This window comes from Candidatus Blochmannia festinatus (nom. nud.) (assembly GCF_059936355.1).
The window spans coordinates 266,090-287,675 of sequence record NZ_CP012116.1 but is presented as its reverse complement, the minus strand read 5'-3'; the positions used below and the strand labels follow the sequence as shown (position 1 = coordinate 287,675).

The window sequence follows — 21,586 nt, the reverse complement described above, 5'->3', positions numbered from 1 at the left end:
ATACAAAAAACAATAATATCTATACCTATATAATATTGTTGCAAACCAATTAATGCATAATAATTAAAATACTTATACTAAATTCTACAAAAATTTATTTAAAAAAATTTTTATAAGAAACAATTATAATTGATCCTCCAAATAAAATCATAGGTAAAGATAAAATTTGTCCTAAAGTAACAATATTACCAATATATCCTATATGACTATCAGGTTGACGAAAAAACTCTACAATTAATCGAAATAGCCCATATAAAATCAAAAATAATCCCGATACACTGCCAACAGGTCTTGGTTTAAAAATATATAACTGAATAAAAATAAATAAAATTATACCTTCCAGAATCATTTCATATAATTGAGACGGATGTCTAGGCAGCGCTCCATAATAATTAAATAATACATTCCACTCTGGATGATTTCTAAGCTCTATTAGATCTTGATAAAAAGAATTACTAAATAACATAGCCCAAGGCACATCAGTAGTTACTCGTCCCCATAATTCTCCATTAATAAAATTACCTAATCTTCCTAATCCTAAACCAAACGGAACTGCAGGCACTATAAAATCAGATATCTGAAAAAAAGATTGCTTTTTATAATACGAAAACCATTTTACTGATATTATTACGCCTAATAGCCCACCATGAAAAGACATTCCACCTTCCCAAATTTTTAAGATCCACAATATATTTTGATAATAAAAAAAGGGCCATTGATAAAATAATACATATCCAACTCGACCTCCTATTAAAACCCCTAAACAATTTAAACATAATAAATACTCTATTTCTTTCTTATTGCAAAAAAATGTATTTAAGGGATACTTAGGATGAGTTAATAACCATATAGCAAACATAAACCCTAACACATACATCATACCATACCAATACAATGAAATTGGGCCTACTCTAAGCATAACAGGATCAAAGTTTGGAGCGTAAAAATATTGCATATTAATAAACTAACTGTACATATTAGATATAAAATATTTTCTTTATTATATTCACTTAACTTGTAAAATAAAATAGTATATATTCAAAAAATAAAATTACTAATATTAAACTTTTATAAAATAAAATAACCTATCAAATTATTAAGATAAAATTAATTTAACAAATTCTTTCATAACTTTTCTATACACATGTTTTTTAAAAAAAACTACCCTCCGTATTGGATACCATAAACTAACCCACTTCCAAGAATCAAATGTATCACTACCCCCGTATTGCATATTAATTTTAGTATCCTTAGATAACAATTTTAACAAAAACCATTTTTGTTTTTGACCAAAACATACAGGTTGAATTTTCCATCGTATTAATGACGTAGGTAATCTATAACTTATCCAACAACGAGTAGCTGATAATATACACACATCATAATAATTTAACCCTGTTTCTTCGAATAATTCCCTATACATTGCTTGTTCTGGAGTTTCTCCAACATCAATTCCTCCTTGAGGAAATTGCCAAGAACGTTGCTTATGTCTTTTTCCTAAAAATACTTGTCCATATGCATTGCATAATACTATTCCTACATTTAATCGATACCCATTGCTATCAATCACTACTCCATTACCTCAATTTGTCAAAATCTAATAATAAACTTTAATTCATATACTGTTAATAAACAATGCTTTTGTCATTATCGACTCAGTATTAATAACTTTAATATTTAAATTTTACATAAAAATCAATTTTTACTTTTAAACAAAACAACAAACATAACAATTTATATTTAACATAAATGCATTTTAAAATATCTTTATTACTTTATATATTTTAGTTGAAAATTTCTAAAGAAAATAACTCTTCTAGTTTTTGTTTTCGTCTAATTTCTCTAAATTCACCATTTTCCAATAAAATTTCCGGTAGTAATGGACGAGTGTTATAATTTGAAGACATTGAAGCTCCATATGCTCCAGTATCATGAAAAATTAGATAATCTCCAACCTTAACTGAAGAAGGCAATCTTCTAGATAAAACCTCTCCATTTGCTCCTTGAGTAAAAATATCTCCTGATTCGCATAAGGGACCACCTATTACTACATCACTGAATTCTTCTTGAGATATTATAGTATTTTCATCATTATCTGCTTGAGGAACTAATGAAATATGATGATAACTACCATATAAAATAGGACGCATTAAATCATTATACCCGGCATCTATTAATACAAAACGTCGACTTCCCATGTTCTTTACTGCACGAATTTGAGCAATTAATATTCCTGATTCAGCTACAAGAAACCGACCAGGTTCAATTTCTAAATTTACTGAGTGATTCAAATATGTACTAATATGTTTTCTTGCATTATTCCAAATATTAAAATAATTATTTATATTAATAACTTCATCATTAAATTTATACGGTATTGATAATCCTCCTCCAGAAGAAATAGCTTTTAAATCTATCTCATATTTTAAAATTTGTTCTACCATTATACTTGACACTTTAGATAAATGATTATAATGCACTCCAGATCCAATGTGCATATGTAATCCAATTAATTGAAGATTATATCTACGAATATAAAACAAAGCTATAGGTATATCTTCATACCAAATTCCATGTTTGCTATTTTCTCCTCCAGTATTGGTCTTATTGTTATGACCATAACCAAATCCTGGATTTATACGCATCCATATTTCATGACCAGGAGATCGTGATCCTAACTGAATTATCATATCAATAGATCCTATATTAACAGGAATATTTAATTCTAATATTCTTAATAAAGTTTCTTCTTCTAAAATATCTGCAGTAAAAACAATGTCAGATTTTTTTTTACCAAATTTAAAACCAGCTAATAACGCACGCTCTATTTCTCCTAATGAAACAGCATCAATTTTGACCCCATTATTATTCATAAGTTTTAAAATATGAATATTAGAACAAGATTTTTGGGCAAAACGTATTATATCAAATTGTTTCAATTGAATAATACGATTAACAATAATTGATGCATCATATACCCATACAGGACCCTTGTATTTTTGATATAATTTCTTCAAGTTACTATAATTTTGAACGCGTAACAATTCATTAATAACATTTGGAGACATAATAAATTTTATATATTTAAAATATTAATACTAAAAAATTAAAAATCTAAAATAAAACATTACATATATTTATCTTCAATTAATCATATTAGCAATAAACTAAATTAATATAAAACATAAATATCTTTGCATTGACAATAATAATTAATAATACAACATCACACTATATACACTATACTTATTTTGGACGCAAAGTAGGAAACAAAATCACATCACGAATATTATGTTGATTAGTTAATAACATTATTAACCGATCGATACCTATTCCTATTCCTGCAGTAGGAGGCAAACCATACTCTAATGCAGTTATATAATCTATATCGTAACAATTAAGAATATTTGTACCATTATCTGCTATATTCTCATTATTAGCCAACTTTTTTTGTATTTGTTTTAAAAATCTATCTTTTTGATCATCTGGATCATTTAATTCTGAAAAACCATTACCTATTTCACATCCAGCAATAAATAATTCAAAACGATCAGTAACTTTTGGATCATTATCACTACACCGTGCTAATGGAGATAATTCTGTTGGATAATGAGTAATAAAAGTTGGCTGAATAATTTTATTAGATATTATTTCCTCAAAAAGAACTATATGTAATTTTTCTAATGACCAACTTTTATCAAATTGGATGCTAAATTTTTTTAATATATCAACAATAGTTGATATATTATTTATATCTTTTGATTTAACTTCCGGTAAATAATACATAATAGCCTCTTTTATGGTCATTTGTGTAAAAGGCTCTTTAAAATTTAAATTATACTCACCGTATTTAACAATATAGTTTTTTGACACTTTTTTTATTAATTCTGTAAATAGTTTTTGAGTAAAACACATCATATCTTGATAATCAGAATAAGCCATATAAATTTCCATCATAGTAAATTCAGGATTGTGATATGGAGATATACTTTCATTTCTAAAATTACGATTTATTTCAAATATTTTATCAAAACCACCTACTATTAATTTCTTTAAATATAATTCCGGAGCAATACGAAGATACATATTCATCTTTAATTTATTATGGTAAGTCATAAAAGGACGAGCTATCGCTCCCCCTGGAATTGTATGCATCATTGGTGTTTCTACCTCAATAAAATCATGTTTTTGCATAAATTGTCGTATTTTATATATAATCAAAGAACGTTTTTTAAATATTTTAAAAGATTGCTCATTAGACATTAGATCTACATATCTTTGACGATATTTTATTTCTAAATTATTTAAACCATGAAATTTACTTGGTAACGAACGCAAAGATTTAGAAAGCAAAATAATACCATAACAGCGTATAGATAATTCCCCAGTGCGAGTTTTAAATAATATACCTTGCGCTCCAATTATATCTCCCAAATCTAATTGTTTTAAATTATTTTCATACATTTGCTTAAATTCTAATGAATTAATAGTTATGTATAATTGAATACAACAATCTCCATCTCTTAACACAAGAAAAGATGCTTTTCCCATAATTCGTCGAGCTATTATACGACCTGCAATTTTTACTTCTAAATTAAGAATAGTTAAATCTTCTTTAGTCTTATGAGCATACTTTTTATGTAATTGATTGGAAGTATAATTTCGACGAAATTTATTAGGAAACGCAATACCCATTTTCCGTATTTCCAACAACTTTTTTTGACGAACTAAAAATTCATCATTATTATAATTTAATTCTTTTTGATACAAATAATTTTTAAAATCAATATGCTTAGACATTATGTAATTTTATTTAATTTTTTTATACTCATTTTTAAAAAATCATCCAAATCCCCATTTAACACAGCTTTAACATCACGTTTTTCTAAACCTGTTCGTAAATCTTTAATCCTAGAATTATCTAAGATATAAGATCGTATTTGGTTCCCCCATGTAATACCTAATTTTTCACTTTCCCTTATTTTGTTCTCAATTTTTTTTTTTTGTAATTCTAAATTATATAATTTTGCCTTAAGCTGCTTAATTGCTTGATTTTTATTTTTATGTTGAGACCTATCACTTTGACATTGAGTTACAACATTAGTTGGAATATGAGTAATTCGAACAGCAGATTCTGTTCTATTAACATGTTGACCTCCAGCTCCAGAAGCTCTATAGACATCAATACGCAAATCTTCCGATTTAATATCAATATTAATATCATCATCTAATTCTGGATACACAAAAATCGAAGCAAAAGACGTATGCCTTTTTCCACCAGAATCAAAAGGGCTTTTACGAACCAACCTATGCACACCAGACTCTGTTTTTAACCACCCATATGCATAAGATCCTACTATCTTAACAGTAGCAGATTTTATTCCTGAAAATTCTCCTACAATTTCTGAAGTAATTTTAGCATAAAAACCTTTATTACTTAACCATTTTAAATACATACGCAATAACATATTTGCCCAGTCCTGCGCTTCCACTCCTCCTGATCCTGATTGAATATCTATATAACAACTACAATCATCATATTTGTTAGAAAACATTTGATATACTTCCAATTGATCAAACATATTCTCTAAACCAATTAATTGATTATAAATTTCTTCAATTAGAGAATCTCCATCTTTTGTTAATTTCATTAAATCATTTAAATCTGTTAAATTTTTAAAAATCTTATCTATTAATTGTATTAATGAATCTAAAGAAAAAAATTGTTTATTTAAAATTTTTGCTTCATCCAAATTTTTCCATGTACTAACAGATTCTAATTTAACTTTCATATTTTTCAACAATTTCTTTTTATGATCATAGTCAAAAATTATCTTTAAAAACACGTATTTTATCTAAAGCTTTTTTAAGTTTTTGTTGAGTCATATCAAAGCTAACAATCATTTTTATTTTGATCCTTATAAAAATAATTTATTTTTGCATATAAATTTACATAAAGTATCTTTTTTTGTATAATATTAGCGCACAATACATTACATATAATTTATGTACACAAAAATTATATTATTAACAATAATAACACAGTGATCTTAGAAAAAATATCATAATTAATTTTTAATAAATTTAAAAATGTTACCTAATGTAATTTTCCCTAAAAAATTATCAATGCCTTCTTCAATATTACCTTTGACCATAATATCTTTAGAAAATTGGATACTAATAAGATTAAATGGAACAGATTCTATACAGTATTTACACAATCAGTTTACTTGTGATATTAAAAATTTAAATAAAAATAAATACATTTTTTCTGCTCATTGTAATTCTCAAGGAAAAATGATTACTAATATGTATGTGTTTTATTCAAAAAAAAATGAACTAGTATTCATTGAGCCTAAAAATATATGCCACAAACAAATTGAATTCATGAAAAAATATGCAATATTTTCTGATGTAACTATCGCTCCAATCTATAATATAATCCTTATTGGGATAGCTGGATTAAATACAAAAAAATATTTAAATACATTTTTCAAAACACTGCCAGATCAAAAAAACACAATAGTACACTATGAAGGAATTAGCTTACTTTATTTTCCTTTACCACAAGAAAGATTTTTATTAATTATTGAAGATAATTTGTTATTTACTTCTTTACTAAAAAAAGCTAATTCGCTATCTGCTCAATATAATAATTATTATCAATGGATGTCTTTGGATATTGAGGCAGGATATCCATATATTGATCTTACAACAAGTGAATGTTTTTTTCCTCAATCAGCTAATATGGACTTATTAGGAGGAATTAGTTTTAATAAAGGTTGTTACCTAGGTCAAGAATTAATTGCACGAATCCAACATTATAAACTAAATAAACAGATATTACGTAAGTTAACAGGAACTATAAATTGGGATAAACACAATCGATTACCTATTATAGGTGATGATTTAACAATCCAAATGAAAAATAAATACCGTAAAAAAGTGGGAACCGTATTACAATCCTGTCAGATAGAAAAAAATAACTTTTGGATACAAGCAATAATACATAATAAACCAATACTAAACAACAATCAACTATACATTCAAACTTCCCAAGGTTCTTACGATTTAATTCTCAATAAAATTTAAAAATACAATTTTTACAATTAAAACACAACTAAATTTATATATATCAATGACATTAAATTAATTATTTAAAAACTAAGAATAGAAATATTATTTAACTTATAGTAGTATATGAATCATATAAAACATTTCAATGACAGTTTTAAATTAAAATAACCTTCTGTGTATTTGTTAATGTCTTATAATCTTTGAAAATATTAAATACCGTATACTGACCTTACACATTTTTCATTTATATTTCAAAATAAAAACAGCTAAATTATAAAATAATAAGAATGTCAAACCTACACTAAAAATTTGTACCCGGCTCTTATCACACTTACTTGCTAAATATATTTAATCTGATATACCAAAAAATTTAATTAAACTAATATAAAAAATGTATTTATACATACACAAAATAATAATAAATGCAAATTTCTAATTATTATTTATTATTTATTATAAATAATAAATAATAAAAATTAATTTATATTCCAAAATAATGCTTTCTCTATAACATAGTTCTTTAAAAAAGAACTATGTTCAATACAAAATAATCCAAAATTTCTAGCAATAATTAACGGTAAATAGTGCTTTCCAAATAAATTAATTAAACCATCCGTTACTGCAATGGTTTTAAGTTGATCAAAACGTCTATATTTTTGATACAAATCAAGTACAGAATAATCTCCAATATCTGTATTATTTAGTAATGCTTGATAAACAATTTTGGATAAAACCATTATATCTCGAATACCAATGTTAAGCCCTTGTCCTGCTATAGGATGTAATTTTTGCGCTGAATTTCCAACTAATACTAATCTGTAAGCAATATGATTTTTTGAATATATTAACCAAAGATCATGAAAATATCGTTTTTTTATATGTAAAATTTTACCTAATTTCCATCCAAACATTTTTTGTAATACTTTAGAAAATTTATCATTTTTGTATTTTAAAATTTCTTGATCTCTTTTTTTTGATATACACCAAATAATAAAACTTACATTACTATTAATCATTGGCAAAAATACTAAAGGTCCTAAAGGAGTAAATCTTTCGAATGCTTGACCATTATGAGATATAGCAGTAGTTACTTCCGTTACTACTGCTGTTTGATGGTAATCTCGCTTAAATTGTTGGATACCATAATAATCAATTAGATTTGAACAAGCCCCATCCGCTGCAACTATTAATTTCGAAATTATTTTTTCTCCATTACTTAAAAAAACAATATTATATGATTTTTTTTGTATAATACGTTGTATTGTGCTATCACAATACACAGTGACACCAGGTTGTTGATATAAAATATTATACAATTGTTTCCTAATAGGAAACAATTGTATAATATAACCTAATTCTGATACATGATAATCTTGAGCATGAAGAAAAACTGTACTAAATCTACTGTGCTCGCTAATTTCTATTTTATCTACAACAGAAGAATAAGATGATAAAACAGAAGCAATAGTATCGATTTTAATTAACTCAAAATATGCTCCTCTAGATAATGCAATGGCACCAGGATTCTTTTCAAGAAATTTATTTTTACAAAGATAAAATGAATTTTGCTCTATTAACGAAATTTTTAAATTTCCTTGAGTTAAATTAGATAATTTTAATGCTAAAATTAATCCTATTATTCCACCACCATTTATTACAATAGACATTGTATAATTTTACTTACCAAAATATAAAATAGACATATATATATGTAATATAGTAGTACTCGATCACTATTACTTAATACAACAAAATTAATATCTTTCAAATTTTTTTTCATTTTCATTAATTTTTTAATTTAAATTATATTTTATATAATAATTCTTAAACTAAATATAGAATTAAAAATATCAAATATTAGAATTTTATCCTTATAGTTACTTGAAATATAAATAACAAATAATTGTATAACAATATTTGATAAAAATAATCATAAACTTTAATACATAAATAACTATAATAAATCAATAATAAAAATACATTTACTCTATTTTATCTTGTATTTTAATAAAAAAATCAATTAACTTATATTTGTATATTTTATAATAATTACTATAATATTAAATGTATTTACTATTTCATATAGAATACATAATATATTTAATAAGAGAGATACAAATAAAAAAAATAATAAAACAAAAAAGTTATCCACGATTATACACATAATTAGTTTTAATAAATTAATATACATAAACAAAATAAATAACAATAAAAGTGGAGTTATCGTATATGTCTGACAAACCAATAGATATTCAAATTTTTGGACGAACATTAAGAATAAATTGCCCTTCTCATCAAAAAGATGCTTTAAACAAAGCAGTAAAAGATTTGACTCAACGCTTACATGATTTAAAAATTAAAACAAAAGTAACCAATTCTGAACAATTAATATTTATAACTGCTTTAAACATTTGTCATGAATTGACCCAAGAAAAATTAAAAACAATCAAATATGCATCAAATGTTAAACAACATTTATTAATAGCACAACAAACTATTGAACAAGCTTTAACAACACATGATTCTCTGACAGAGAATCCTAATTTAACTTTGGAATATTCTAAACATACTTAAAAATTTAATAAATTTATCTTATTACTCCTAAACTATATCAATAAATAATATTACCATTATTAAATAAATGACAATACACAATATGAGTACACTTAAAAAATCAATACAAATAAAAAAAAAATCCGCACATACATGCGTTCTTTAAGACATACCTTGACTTTTTCAGAAAAATATGTAGCAGCTCAATTAATAACCAATAAAATTATAAATTTAAATCATATATATCAGGCCACCAATATAGCAATTTTTATTTCAACTGACGGAGAAATACATACCGATTTACTTATTAAAACTTTATTACTCATGAAAAAAATAATATATCTACCAGTATTGCCAGACATACACATACAACCTCAATGCTTATCATTCGTACAATATACCTTCTCCACACCTCTTATTCGTAATCGATTAAATGTATATGAACCCAAATACAAAAATAATAATATTTATACAATCCCTATACAATTGTTGGATATATTATTTATTCCATTAGTCGCGTTTGATCAACAAAAAAATAGATTAGGTATGGGTGGAGGATTTTACGACAGAACATTGCAATATTGGAAGTATCACATGAAAAATTGTGTATACATAGGATTAGGATACGACTTTCAAAAAATCCCAAACCACTGTTTACCTATAGAACAATGGGATGTAAAATTATCTACAATTATTACCCCATCCTTCTTATATTGAAATAACTTATAACATCTTTATTTATAAATAAAGATAACAAAATAATCCATTTACATTATATATAAAATAATTAATACATCAAAATTTAATCAAACTTAAATAAACATTGTTTCATACCATTATATTTAAATACTAATTAACAAAAATATAAAAAACTTTATAATCTTTCTTATTTTATTTACAAAACGATAACTAATTTGAGTTATTATCTACTACTTTTATTCCATATTTACCACTAATCAACACAACATCTGCTTTTCTATGAGCAAAAATACCTACGCTCACTACTCCAGGGATATTATTAATTTTTTCCTCTAATAAAGAAGCATTAATTATATTCATATTATATACATCTAAAATATTATTGCCATTATCAGTAATTACACCATAACGATACTCTGGCAATCCACCTAAACGAATTAATTCTTTAGCTACTAAGGTGCGAGCCATTGGGATTACTTCTACCGGTAATGGCCCACGACCTAATACATTTACTTGTTTGCTACTATCAATAATACAAATAAATTTTTTTGAAGCAAAAGCAAGAATTTTTTCTTGAGTTAAAGCGCCACCACCTCCTTTAATCATTTGCATATGTTCATCAATTTCATCTGCACTATCAATATAAATATCAAGATTATCTATATGATTAAAATCATATATTGGAATTCCTACTTGTTTTAACTGAGTTGATGAATGTTTCGAACTAGATACTACTCCAACTATTTTTTCTTTTATACTACCCAATGCTTTAATAAAATATGAAATAGTGGATCCTGTTCCTACACCTATAATAGTATTAAATTTGATATATTTTAATGCTGCCCATCCTACTGTTTCTTTTAATTTATCTTGTTCCATATAATTCTTATTATTTTCAATAAATATTTAGATTTACTAAAAAATTGATCAATTTAATAAAAATAAACCCAAGTTCTAAAATAGTTCTTATAAAAAACAATATTACATTAAACATGATATTTAAATATCACTTAATAGTATTTATTGAAAATCTTCTTTATATAAAAACTATAATTAATTTATGCATAAGCAATATAATATATAATCTTTCAAATTCATTATATTATTTAATATATTTTTATTACAAATACCTACAAAACATTAGTTGAATTTAATATAAAAAATATTTTTTCTAAATATTTAATCATTGATTTTTGACTTTCTCTAATCCATATTCTAGGATCATAAAATTTTTTATTTGGAAAATTATCGTCATTTGGATTACCTAATTGAGTTTGAAGGAAGTTTTTATTTTTTTTATAATACCTTAAGACTCCTTCCCAAGAAGCCCACTGTACATCAGTATCAAAATTAATCTTTACTACTCCATATGTAATTGCTTTTTTAATTTCCTCTATAGTTGAACCAGATCCCCCATGAAATACTAAATTTAAAAAATTTTTAGATAATCCAAACTTACTAGAAATATATTTTTGAGATTTTTCTAAGATTTTTGGATTTAATCGTACATTTCCAGGTTGATATACTCCATGAACATTACCAAATGATGCGGCTATCATAAATCTAGGACTAATCACATGCAATTTTTCATAAGCATAAGCTACATCTTCTGGAGTAGTATATAAAAAAGAATGATCTAAATCATTATTATTGATACCATCTTCTTCTCCACCAGTACAACCTAACTCTATTTCTAAAGTCATATTTAATTTATCCATCCGATTTAAATATTTTGAACTGATTTTGATATTTTCTTCTAATGGTTCTAAAGATAAATCAATCATATGTGAAGAAAACAATGGATTCCCAGTCATAGCAAAATGCTTTTCACTAAAATCTAATAAGGCATCAATCCAAGGTAAAAATTTTTTAGTACAATGATCAGTATGTAAAATAACTGGAATACCATAATGAACAGACATATGATTGACATATAAACCACCTGCAATAGCTCCCAAAACTGATGCTGAACAATTTTCATTATTTAACCCGTATCCTGCCATAAAAGCTGATCCTTTATTTGAAAATTGCAAAATAATTGGAGATTTTACATTAGAAGCCGCTTCTAAAGCCGCATTAATTGAATCAATTCCTATACAATTTACCGCAGGTAATGCAAAATTATTTTTTTTCGCTAAATCAAATAATTTCTGCATATCATTACCAAAAATTACTCCAGGTTTTATAAATTTGAAAATACTAGTCATTTATACATCACTTTATATTTTATAATTAAATAATTCATATTTATAACATAACAGAATGATAACTTTCAGCATAGTAAAACACTTATTGTAAATACATTTATTATAATACACTGCATGTGTTCTATCTATTATTATATCATACTAATTTTTTGATGATCTTCTAAAGCTTTTATAGATGGAAGAGCTTTGCCTTCAATAAACTCCAAAAAAGCCCCGCCACCAGTAGAAATATAAGATATTTGATCAGCAATACCAAATAAATCAATAGCCATTAAAGTATCACCACCACCAACAATAGAAAAAGCATCACTATTAGCAATAGCTCTAGATATCATTTCTGTTCCTTTTCTAAAATTTGGAAATTCAAACACCCCAAGAGGACCATTCCACAAAATAGTTTTAGCACAACCTAAAATTTTCAATATTCGACAAATAGAATCATCACCTAAATCTAGGATTTGTTCATCATCCTTAATATCAACCACATTTTTCATAATGGACTGAGCAGTTTCAGAAAATTCAGAGCTTACTCTAACATCAGTAAGAATAGGAATATCACAATTCTTCAAAAGATTTTTAGCAGTAGGTATAAGCTCTGTCTCATACAAAGATTTGCCTACATTTTTACCTTGAGCAGCTAAAAAAGTATTTGCAATACCTCCTCCTACAACTAAATAATCTGCTATTTTTGATAATGATTCTAATACAGTTAATTTAGTAGATACTTTAGATCCTCCAACTACAGCAACCATTGGTCTAACAGGATGAGATAAAGCTTGATTTAACGCTTTTAATTCCTGTTCTAACAGTAAACCAGAACAAGCTACTTTAACAAATTTGCTAATTCCGTGAGTGGAGGATTGTATACGATGAGCACTACCAAAAGCATCCATAACAAATATATCACATAATGCTGCATATTTTTTTGATAAAATTTCATCATTCTTTTTCTCTCCTTTATTAAATCTAACATTTTCCAAAATTAATAATTCATCTGAAGCCCAATGAACGCCCTCTAAATAATCTTTAACTAAACGTACTCTTTTAATTTGATGATTTAAATAATATTTAAAATAATCAACCACTGGTTGTAAAGAGAAATTAGGATCATACTCTCCTTCTACAGGCCTTCCTAAATGAGAAGTCACCATAACTTGTTTACTTTTATTCAAAGCTAATTGAATTGTTGGTAATGATGAATGAATTCTTCTATTAGAAGTAATCACCCCATTTTTTACAGGTACATTTAAATCAGAACGAATCAAGATTCTTTTATTAAATAAATTCACATCATTTATTGTAATCATAACTATGATTTACCTCTTTATATTACAATATGTATCTATATCTAAATTGTTTTATAAAAACTAATTAAATTAATATTTTATTAATTAATAACAAAACTTTATCAATTGTCTGATATAGAATTCTAAATAAATATATAATAAAATAGAAATATATAATTATTTTTAATTCTAATTATACAAAAACTAAATTATCAATATTAGCATATTTATACAGAAGAATTATGATTATAACTCCATATATATTATCTTTTTATTATTCTTATATCTGTAATATTCACAATAAAAATTAAATATTATTTTTATGGAATTATATGAGAAAAAATATTATAATCATATTACTATTTACAACAACGGTTAGCTTGTATATACAACATCTCTAAACCTAATGTAGCGGCAGCTAAAGCGGTAATTTGAGAACAATCGTATGCAGGAGCTACTTCTACTATATCCATGCCAATAATATTTAATTTATATAAACCTCGTATTAATTTTAAAGCGCAAGATGAAGTTAATCCTCCAACTACAGGAGTTCCAGTACCAGGAGCTACTGATGGATCTAAGCAATCTATATCAAAACTCAAATACACTGGAACATTTTGAACAGTAGATATTATTTTATTTACTACAATATCTGTATCTACTGAATTAACAAATTCTGCATTTAATATTGTAAAACCATAATTTTGACTATATTCAGTACGAATTCCAATTTGAATTGAAAAATTAGTATCAATCAATCCTTCATTCAATGCATATAACATAACAGCGCCATGATCATACTGACTACAATGACTATAACAATCTGTATGAGCATCAAAATGGACAACAGCTATTTTTCTTCCAATAAATTTCGAATAAGCACGTAATGCAGGCAAAGTGATATAATGATCTCCTCCTAATAAAAACACCTTCTTTCCAACATTTAATAAATCTTCAATATGCTTTTGCAAACTAATCGTAAAATTCTGTATATTTCCAATACTATATACTAAATCACCACAATCAATAATTTTAAATTTTTCTCGTATATTAAAATTCCAAGGCCAACGACATTGTTCCCAAACTAAATTTATAGATGCTTGCCGAATAGCATTCGGCCCAAACCTACTTCCTGATCTCCCAGAAGTGGCCATATCAAAAGGAGCACCAGTAATTACCCAATCACTCTGATTACTATGTGGATCTAATTCTAAAGGTAATCTTAAAAATCCAAAAGCATTCGAAAATATAGAATTATCATTTTTATAAAAAAAATCACTCATATATTTTTTGTTATCAAAATAAATATTTTTATTAATCAAATATTATACTTTAAATGATTCTTTAAATGTATTAATTAATATGTACTAAATTTTAAAAAGTACTTTACATTTGTTTATTATAACTAAACAATTGTAATAAATTATTTCGTGAAATTTTCAATATTATGTATAATATATGATACTATAATCGTTATTATTATTCATATATAATATCTTTACATAAAAGCACAAACAATAGTCCTACTTTTATTAATCGCGCATCTATATATAACAAAATGAGTCAACATTTTTTTACTTCAGAATCCGTATCAAAAGGTCATCCAGATAAAATTGCTGATCAAATATCTGATGCAGTATTAGATTCTATTTTAACACAAGACTCAACAGCTCATGTTGCATGTGAAACTTATATTAAAACAAATATAGTAATAGTAGGAGGAGAAATTACTACAACTGCTTTAATCAATATAGAAAATATTGTTAAAAAAACCATTCGAGATATCGGTTATATTAGTTTAGATATGGGTCTAGATGCAAATTCTTGTTCAATATTGAGTATAATAAATCAACAATCATCAGAAATTCAAAATAGTATTAAAAATTTATGTTCTAACCAAAAAATAAAACAAGGAGCAGGAGATCAAGGTTCAATTTTTGGGTATGCAACAAATGAAACTGATGTTTTAATGCCAGCTCCCATTACTTATGCTCATCGTTTAATAAAAAAACAATCAGAAGTACGAAAAAATAAAACTTTACCTTGGTTAGGTTTAGATGCAAAAAGCCAAATAACCTTTGCTTATGAAAACAATAAAATTACAGGAATTAGTGCAGTTGTATTATCTACTCAACATAATCATCATATCAAATTAATAGATCTACAAGAAGCTGTTATGGAAGAAATCATTAAACCAGTATTACCTAAAAAATGGATATCCAAACAAACTAAATTTTTTATTAATCCTGGAGGAAGTTTTATAATAGGAGGTCCAATTGTTGATTGTGGATTAACTGGAAGAAAAATAATTGTAGATACATATGGAGGAATGGCTAGACATGGCGGAGGATCCTTCTCTGGTAAAGATCCATCTAAAGTAGATCGATCTGCTGCTTACGCAGCAAGATATGCTGCAAAAAATATTGTAGCTGCAGGACTAGCAGAACGTTGTGAAATACAAGTATCCTATGCCATTGGAGTCACAACTCCAATCGCTATTAATATTAATACTTTTGGAACAGAAAAAGTTTTACATACAACTTTGATAAAATTAATAAATCATTTTTTTGATTTTAGCCCACACGGATTAATAACTATGTTGAATTTACTTCAACCAATTTACAAAGATACAGCTGTTTATGGGCATTTTGGACGAGAAAAATTTCCCTGGGAAAAAACTGATAAAAAAGATCTACTTAAAGATGCAACTGGAATAAAATAAATGTTATTTCAAATAATATAAATAATTAATACCTAAATATTAAAAAATACATGTATAAAAACTTTATTATTAGTTCATTTTACAATTTTAAAAAATATATAATAAATAACTTTTATAATTGATAGATATCATAATTAAAATTATACTTTAATAATACTTAAAATAACCACTATTACATATTTATTAATAATATTTTATTAATTTTAATTAACAACTAAATCAAAATTTATGACCAATAATAATATTACTAACTTACAAAACTATTTCTTAATTGCAATGCCTACATTAACAGATCCTTTATTCAAAAAATCAGTTGTATATATATGCGAACATAATAACACTGGAGCTATGGGAATAATAATCAATAAACCACTCAAAAAATGTACTCTAGAAACTATACTAAATAATTTAAAAATTGTAACTGATAAACATAATTCAATAATCCAATTAAATCTTCCAATATTTTTAGGAGGTCCATTATTAGATGATCATGGATTTATTTTGCATACTCCTAAATCAGGATTTAATTCTAGTATCAATATTTCCGATCAAGCTATGATCACTACATCTAAAGATATACTAGAAACCTTCGGTACACCTGATCAACCAAAAAATATTTTAGTTGCGTTAGGTTATTCAAGCTGGGCTAAAGGACAATTAGAACAAGAATTAATAGAAAATTCTTGGCTTACAGTGCCAGCAAACGAAACTATTTTATTTCATACTCCTGTTATGCATAGATGGAATGCTGCAGCAAAAATACTAGGTATAAATATATATAACATTATTAATCATATGGGGCATGCTTAATGTTGATAACAGGAATAATTATGGCTTTTGATTTTGGCATCAAAAATATTGGAGTTGCTGTAGGTCAAAAATTTACTCGAACAACTCAATCACTTAATGTATTACACTCAATTTCTGGAACTCCAGATTGGAAAAATATTGAAATTATATATAACGAGTGGAAACCCTCAAGATTAATAGTAGGATTACCTCTTCAAATAGATGGCAGTGAACAATACATTACTGCTTTATCAAAAAAATTTGCTATGCAATTAAAAAAACGATTTAATACTAACGTAGAAATGCATGATGAACGTTTTACAACTATTGAAGCTCGATCAAGATTTTATCATAATCAATATAATCATAAATTTTTAATAAAAATAAAAAAAACACACATCGATTCAGTAGCTGCGGAAATAATTTTACAAAGTTGGTTAAATGCTGATCACTCACTATAATGAATTAATAAAATTATATTTCATATATAAATGAACGTATAACTCTTTATTTAAATAAATGTATAATCATTTAAATTAAAAATGAATTTAATTCAAAAACAACTACAACAAATACGTAATAAAATACATATTACTGCACATAATATAAACCGTAATCCACAAAATATTAAATTAATTGCGGTAACTAAAAATCAATCAATTGATAATATAAAAAAAATTATATCTTATGGACAGAAAGATTTTGGTGAAAATTATGTTCAAGAAGCCTTAAAAAAAATACATTGGATACAAAAAAATATCAAAGATAAAAAATTCACTTGGCACTTTATTGGGTCAATTCAATCAAATAAAAGTCGATTAATTGCTGAAAATTTTGATTGGTGTCATACTATAAGCAATGAAAAATCAATACATTGTTTACATAAACAAAGACCAAATATATTAAACCAACTAAATGTATTAATTCAAATTAATATTAGCAATAATCCTAATAAATTAGGAATAATTACAATAGATCAAATGATTAAATTAGCATCAATTATCAATAAATGTCCAAAATTAAAATTAAAAGGGATAATGGCCATGTCTACTCCAAAATCAGAATTTACACAACAAATATTACAATTCAAAAAAATATATACCTTTTTTACTCAATTAAAAGATATCTATTCACATGCAGATACATTATCGTTAGGTATGAGTAACGATATGACTGCTGCTATTTATTCAGGAAGTAATTTATTAAGAATTGGAACTGCTATTTTTGGTAAAAGATCAAATAAACATCATTATTCTATTTAATAAAATTTCTTATTTTTATAAAATTGAATATTTAAAATTTTTTATTTTACATATTATATCTTTATTTAGGTAATAATTTAATCTTATTAATTCTATTGAAACAAACACATATATAAATATATATATCATGACGTATGCATTAGAAAAAAATTCTATCTTTACAGAAAAAATTTTGTTATGGCATTATGATATTAAACTACCTTATTTACCTTGGCAATTAAATAAAACCATATACAAAATATGGATATCTGAAATTATGTTACAACAAACTCAAGTTGTTACCGTTATTCCATATTATGAAAAATTTATCAAAAAATTCCCAACAATTTTTCAATTGGCAGAAGCTGATTTAAATGAAATATTACATATATGGAGTGGTTTAGGATATTATAAACGCGCAATTAATATTTATAAAACTGCTCAACTTATTACTAATCAATATGATGGAAAATTTCCTCAAGATTTTGATACACTTTTATCTTTTCCAGGAATTGGAAAGTCCACTGCTGGAGCTATATTATCTTTAGCTTTTAATAAAAGCTATCCTATTCTTGATGGAAATATAAAACGAATATTAATTCGATATTATTCTTTAGAATATTCTACACTTAAACAATCTCAAATAAACAAAAACCTATGGAGTTTAATCAAAATATTAATCCCATCTAATAAAGAAATTGCTTACTTCAATCAAGCCATAATGAATTTAGGTCGATTGATATGTACTTATAAAAATCCAAAATGTAATGTATGCCCTATAAATAATAATTGCCAATCTTTCTTAAAAAATAAAACCAGTTATCACCAACAATCACAAAAAACATATAAAAAAAAATATAAACAAAATATTTGGTGGATAATTCTATTATTAACATATACTCATACAGTATTTTTAATAAAACGATCAAAAACAAACTTATGGAATGGATTGTTTTGTTTTCCTGAATTTCATGATATAAACTCATTAAAATCGTGGCTATACAAACACAATATGCATAATACTAAATATAGTTCTTTAGATATAGTACAACACTATGTTAGTAATATTATATTAAAAATTCAACCAATACTAATTAATATTAACACAATCATGACATTTAACGAAGAAGAAAATATCTGGTACAATATAGATCAACCACAAACTATTGGTTTACCTAAACCAGTAATTGTATTACTACAAAAAACTATAAAGAATCAAAAATAAAAAAATAACCAAACTAAATATAAATTAATTACAACAAAATGACTAGAATTATTTATTGTGTATTTTTAAAAAAATACTCCGAGGGACTAAACGATTTTTATTTTCCAGGAGAATTGGGAAAACGAATCTATAATAACATTTCTCAAGAAGCATGGAAACAATGGCAAAACCAACAAACAATTTTAATTAATGAAAATAAATTAAATATGATTCGTGTTGCAGATCGAATTTTTTTACAAAAAAAAATGGAAGAATTTCTGTTTAAAAAATCTTAATTTAAAATACTAAGAAATATTTAACTATTAAATTAATTAATAAACAACATGTACATGTATAACACAATTCTTTTTTATTGATTATAACCTACAGATAGTACATAACTATTAATCATTCATAAAATAACAATGGTTTTATTTTTTTATCAACTACCTGAGAATTAATTACTACTTTTTTCACTTTATTTTGTGACGATGGTATATCATACATTATATCTAATAATATACTTTCTAAAATCGACCTTAAACCTCGAGCTCCAGATTTCTTAGCAATTGCATATTTTGCTATAGCACTTAACGAAGATTCAGAAAATTCTAATTTTACTTCATCTAAACTAAACAAAATTGTATATTGTTTTATTAAAGCGTTTTTTGGATCCTGTAAAATTTTAACTAATTCACATTCTGTTAATTCATTTAAAATAGAAATTATAGGGAATCTACCTATAAACTCTGGTATTAATCCAAATTTAATTAAATCTTCAGGTTCTATTTCATTAAGAAATGAATACTCAAAATTTGTATCCGCATTTATTTTTGGTAACGTATGAAATCCAATAGTACGTTGTCTAGATAAACGTTGTTCAATTATTTTATTTAAACCAAAAAAAGATCCTCCACAAATAAATAAAATATTAGAAGTATTTACTTGAATAAACTCTTGTTGTGGATGTTTTCGACCTCCTTTTGGAGGAACAGAAGCTATAGTGCCTTCAATTAATTTTAGCAAAGCTTGTTGAACTCCTTCTCCAGATACATCTCGAGTAATAGAAATATTTTCAGATTTTTTAGCAATTTTATCTATTTCATCAATATAAATAATACCACTTTGAGCTTTATGGATATTATAATCACATCCATGTAATAATTTTTGAATTACATTCTCTACATCTTCTCCGACATATCCAGCTTCAGTTAATGTGGTAGCATCAGATATAGCAAATGGCACATTAAGAAACCGAGCTAACGTTTCTGCTAATAATGTTTTACCACTTCCAGTAGGTCCAACTAATAAAATATTACTCTTAAATAATTCTGTATTATTTTTATTGTAATTAGCACTATCATTACTGTTGAAATCACCTTGATATTTTAATCGTTTAAAATGATTATATATCGCAACTGATAATGTTTTCTTAGCGCATTCTTGACCAACAACATAACTACTTAAATAATGATTTATATCATGAGGAGTGGGAATTTTTTTTAAATTTTCATCATACTCAATAACTTTATCCGATTGTAACTCTCGATCAATAATATTATTACACAAATCAATACACACATTACAAATAGACGCTGATTCTCCGCTGATTAATTTCAATACCTGAGATTGATTTTTTCCACAAAACGAACAATATAATACTTTTTTTGAATGAGGATTATGATCATCATGCATATTATAATTACCTATTATTAACTATAAATCTATCGATTATATACCATCAACAGTATTATTATTTAACATATAAACTTATTAATAAGAACAACAAACTTCATTAATTATTATCT

At 25.4% G+C, this 21,586-nt stretch carries 20 protein-coding genes; 9 read left to right on the top strand and 11 right to left on the bottom strand.

Going from position 1 to position 21,586, the window contains the following annotated elements:
• Positions 1-94 precede the first annotated feature (94 nt).
• From lgt to prfB, 5 genes are all read right to left on the bottom strand, one after another.
• Positions 95-955 carry a prolipoprotein diacylglyceryl transferase gene (lgt, locus tag Bfest607_RS01345; RefSeq protein ID WP_500838515.1) on the bottom strand — a complete coding sequence of 287 codons (861 nt, stop codon included), beginning with the start codon at positions 953-955 and terminating at the stop codon, positions 95-97.
• A 141-nt stretch (positions 956-1,096) separates the two neighbouring features.
• Positions 1,097-1,570, bottom strand: coding sequence for an RNA pyrophosphohydrolase (gene rppH / locus Bfest607_RS01340; RefSeq protein WP_500838514.1), 474 nt, complete (start codon positions 1,568-1,570; stop codon positions 1,097-1,099).
• A gap of 214 nt (positions 1,571-1,784) precedes the next feature.
• Entirely contained in the window at positions 1,785-3,068 is a 1,284-nt protein-coding gene (lysA, locus tag Bfest607_RS01335) for a diaminopimelate decarboxylase (RefSeq protein WP_500838513.1), read from the bottom strand.
• Positions 3,069-3,246: 178 nt separating this feature from the next.
• Complete coding sequence (gene lysS, locus Bfest607_RS01330) at positions 3,247-4,800, bottom strand: lysine--tRNA ligase (protein ID WP_500838512.1); 1,554 nt, start codon at positions 4,798-4,800, stop codon at positions 3,247-3,249.
• The gene (prfB, locus tag Bfest607_RS01325; protein WP_500838581.1) at positions 4,800-5,855 is read right to left on the bottom strand and encodes a peptide chain release factor 2; all 1,056 of its coding nucleotides are present in this window, start codon (positions 5,853-5,855) and stop codon (positions 4,800-4,802) included. The genes lysS and prfB overlap by 1 nt, the downstream gene beginning before the upstream one ends.
• A 235-nt stretch (positions 5,856-6,090) precedes the next feature.
• Between prfB and ygfZ the strand changes: the two genes are divergently transcribed.
• Positions 6,091-7,092, top strand: a complete 1,002-nt coding sequence (ygfZ, locus tag Bfest607_RS01320; protein WP_500838511.1) for a tRNA-modifying protein YgfZ — start codon at positions 6,091-6,093, stop codon at positions 7,090-7,092.
• Positions 7,093-7,553: 461 nt separating this feature from the next.
• On the opposite strand, the gene Bfest607_RS01315 is transcribed toward ygfZ, so the two are convergent.
• Entirely contained in the window at positions 7,554-8,744 is a 1,191-nt protein-coding gene (locus Bfest607_RS01315) for an FAD-dependent monooxygenase (RefSeq protein ID WP_500838510.1), read from the bottom strand.
• 562 nt (positions 8,745-9,306) lie between these two features.
• Between Bfest607_RS01315 and zapA the strand changes: the two genes are divergently transcribed.
• Complete coding sequence (gene zapA / locus Bfest607_RS01310; protein ID WP_500838509.1) at positions 9,307-9,651, top strand: cell division protein ZapA; 345 nt, start codon at positions 9,307-9,309, stop codon at positions 9,649-9,651.
• Between the two features lie 99 nt (positions 9,652-9,750).
• Positions 9,751-10,347 carry a 5-formyltetrahydrofolate cyclo-ligase gene (locus Bfest607_RS01305; RefSeq protein ID WP_500838580.1) on the top strand — a complete coding sequence of 199 codons (597 nt, stop codon included), beginning with the start codon at positions 9,751-9,753 and terminating at the stop codon, positions 10,345-10,347.
• A gap of 192 nt (positions 10,348-10,539) precedes the next feature.
• Here the strand turns inward: Bfest607_RS01305 and rpiA are convergent, their stop codons facing one another.
• From rpiA to speB, 4 genes are all read right to left on the bottom strand, one after another.
• A complete protein-coding gene (rpiA, locus tag Bfest607_RS01300; RefSeq protein WP_500838508.1) occupies positions 10,540-11,208 on the bottom strand; it encodes a ribose-5-phosphate isomerase RpiA in 669 nt (222 codons plus the stop codon).
• Positions 11,209-11,459: 251 nt separating this feature from the next.
• Positions 11,460-12,536 (bottom strand): class II fructose-bisphosphate aldolase, encoded by a 1,077-nt coding sequence (gene fbaA, locus Bfest607_RS01295; RefSeq protein WP_500838507.1) that lies wholly within the window; start codon positions 12,534-12,536, stop codon positions 11,460-11,462.
• Between the two features lie 131 nt (positions 12,537-12,667).
• Complete coding sequence (locus tag Bfest607_RS01290; RefSeq protein WP_500838506.1) at positions 12,668-13,843, bottom strand: phosphoglycerate kinase; 1,176 nt, start codon at positions 13,841-13,843, stop codon at positions 12,668-12,670.
• A 338-nt stretch (positions 13,844-14,181) separates the two neighbouring features.
• Positions 14,182-15,105, bottom strand: a complete 924-nt coding sequence (gene speB / locus Bfest607_RS01285; protein ID WP_500838505.1) for an agmatinase — start codon at positions 15,103-15,105, stop codon at positions 14,182-14,184.
• Positions 15,106-15,380: 275 nt separating this feature from the next.
• Between speB and metK the strand changes: the two genes are divergently transcribed.
• The 6 genes from metK (at position 15,381) to Bfest607_RS01255 (ending at position 20,074) form a co-directional block, all read left to right on the top strand.
• Positions 15,381-16,544, top strand: coding sequence for a methionine adenosyltransferase (gene metK / locus Bfest607_RS01280; RefSeq protein ID WP_500838504.1), 1,164 nt, complete (start codon positions 15,381-15,383; stop codon positions 16,542-16,544).
• Positions 16,545-16,772: 228 nt separating this feature from the next.
• The gene (locus Bfest607_RS01275; RefSeq protein ID WP_500838503.1) at positions 16,773-17,354 is read left to right on the top strand and encodes a YqgE/AlgH family protein; all 582 of its coding nucleotides are present in this window, start codon (positions 16,773-16,775) and stop codon (positions 17,352-17,354) included.
• Positions 17,354-17,794, top strand: a complete 441-nt coding sequence (ruvX, locus tag Bfest607_RS01270) for a Holliday junction resolvase RuvX (RefSeq protein WP_500838502.1) — start codon at positions 17,354-17,356, stop codon at positions 17,792-17,794. The genes Bfest607_RS01275 and ruvX overlap by 1 nt, the downstream gene beginning before the upstream one ends.
• A gap of 81 nt (positions 17,795-17,875) precedes the next feature.
• On the top strand, positions 17,876-18,595 hold the full coding sequence (locus Bfest607_RS01265; protein ID WP_500838501.1) for a YggS family pyridoxal phosphate-dependent enzyme: 720 nt from the start codon (positions 17,876-17,878) through the stop codon (positions 18,593-18,595).
• Between the two features lie 127 nt (positions 18,596-18,722).
• Positions 18,723-19,799 carry an A/G-specific adenine glycosylase gene (gene mutY, locus Bfest607_RS01260; RefSeq protein ID WP_500838500.1) on the top strand — a complete coding sequence of 359 codons (1,077 nt, stop codon included), beginning with the start codon at positions 18,723-18,725 and terminating at the stop codon, positions 19,797-19,799.
• A 38-nt stretch (positions 19,800-19,837) separates the two neighbouring features.
• Complete coding sequence (locus tag Bfest607_RS01255; RefSeq protein ID WP_500838499.1) at positions 19,838-20,074, top strand: oxidative damage protection protein; 237 nt, start codon at positions 19,838-19,840, stop codon at positions 20,072-20,074.
• 112 nt (positions 20,075-20,186) lie between these two features.
• On the opposite strand, the gene clpX is transcribed toward Bfest607_RS01255, so the two are convergent.
• Positions 20,187-21,473, bottom strand: coding sequence for an ATP-dependent Clp protease ATP-binding subunit ClpX (clpX, locus tag Bfest607_RS01250; protein WP_500838498.1), 1,287 nt, complete (start codon positions 21,471-21,473; stop codon positions 20,187-20,189).
• Positions 21,474-21,586: the final 113 nt, after the last annotated feature.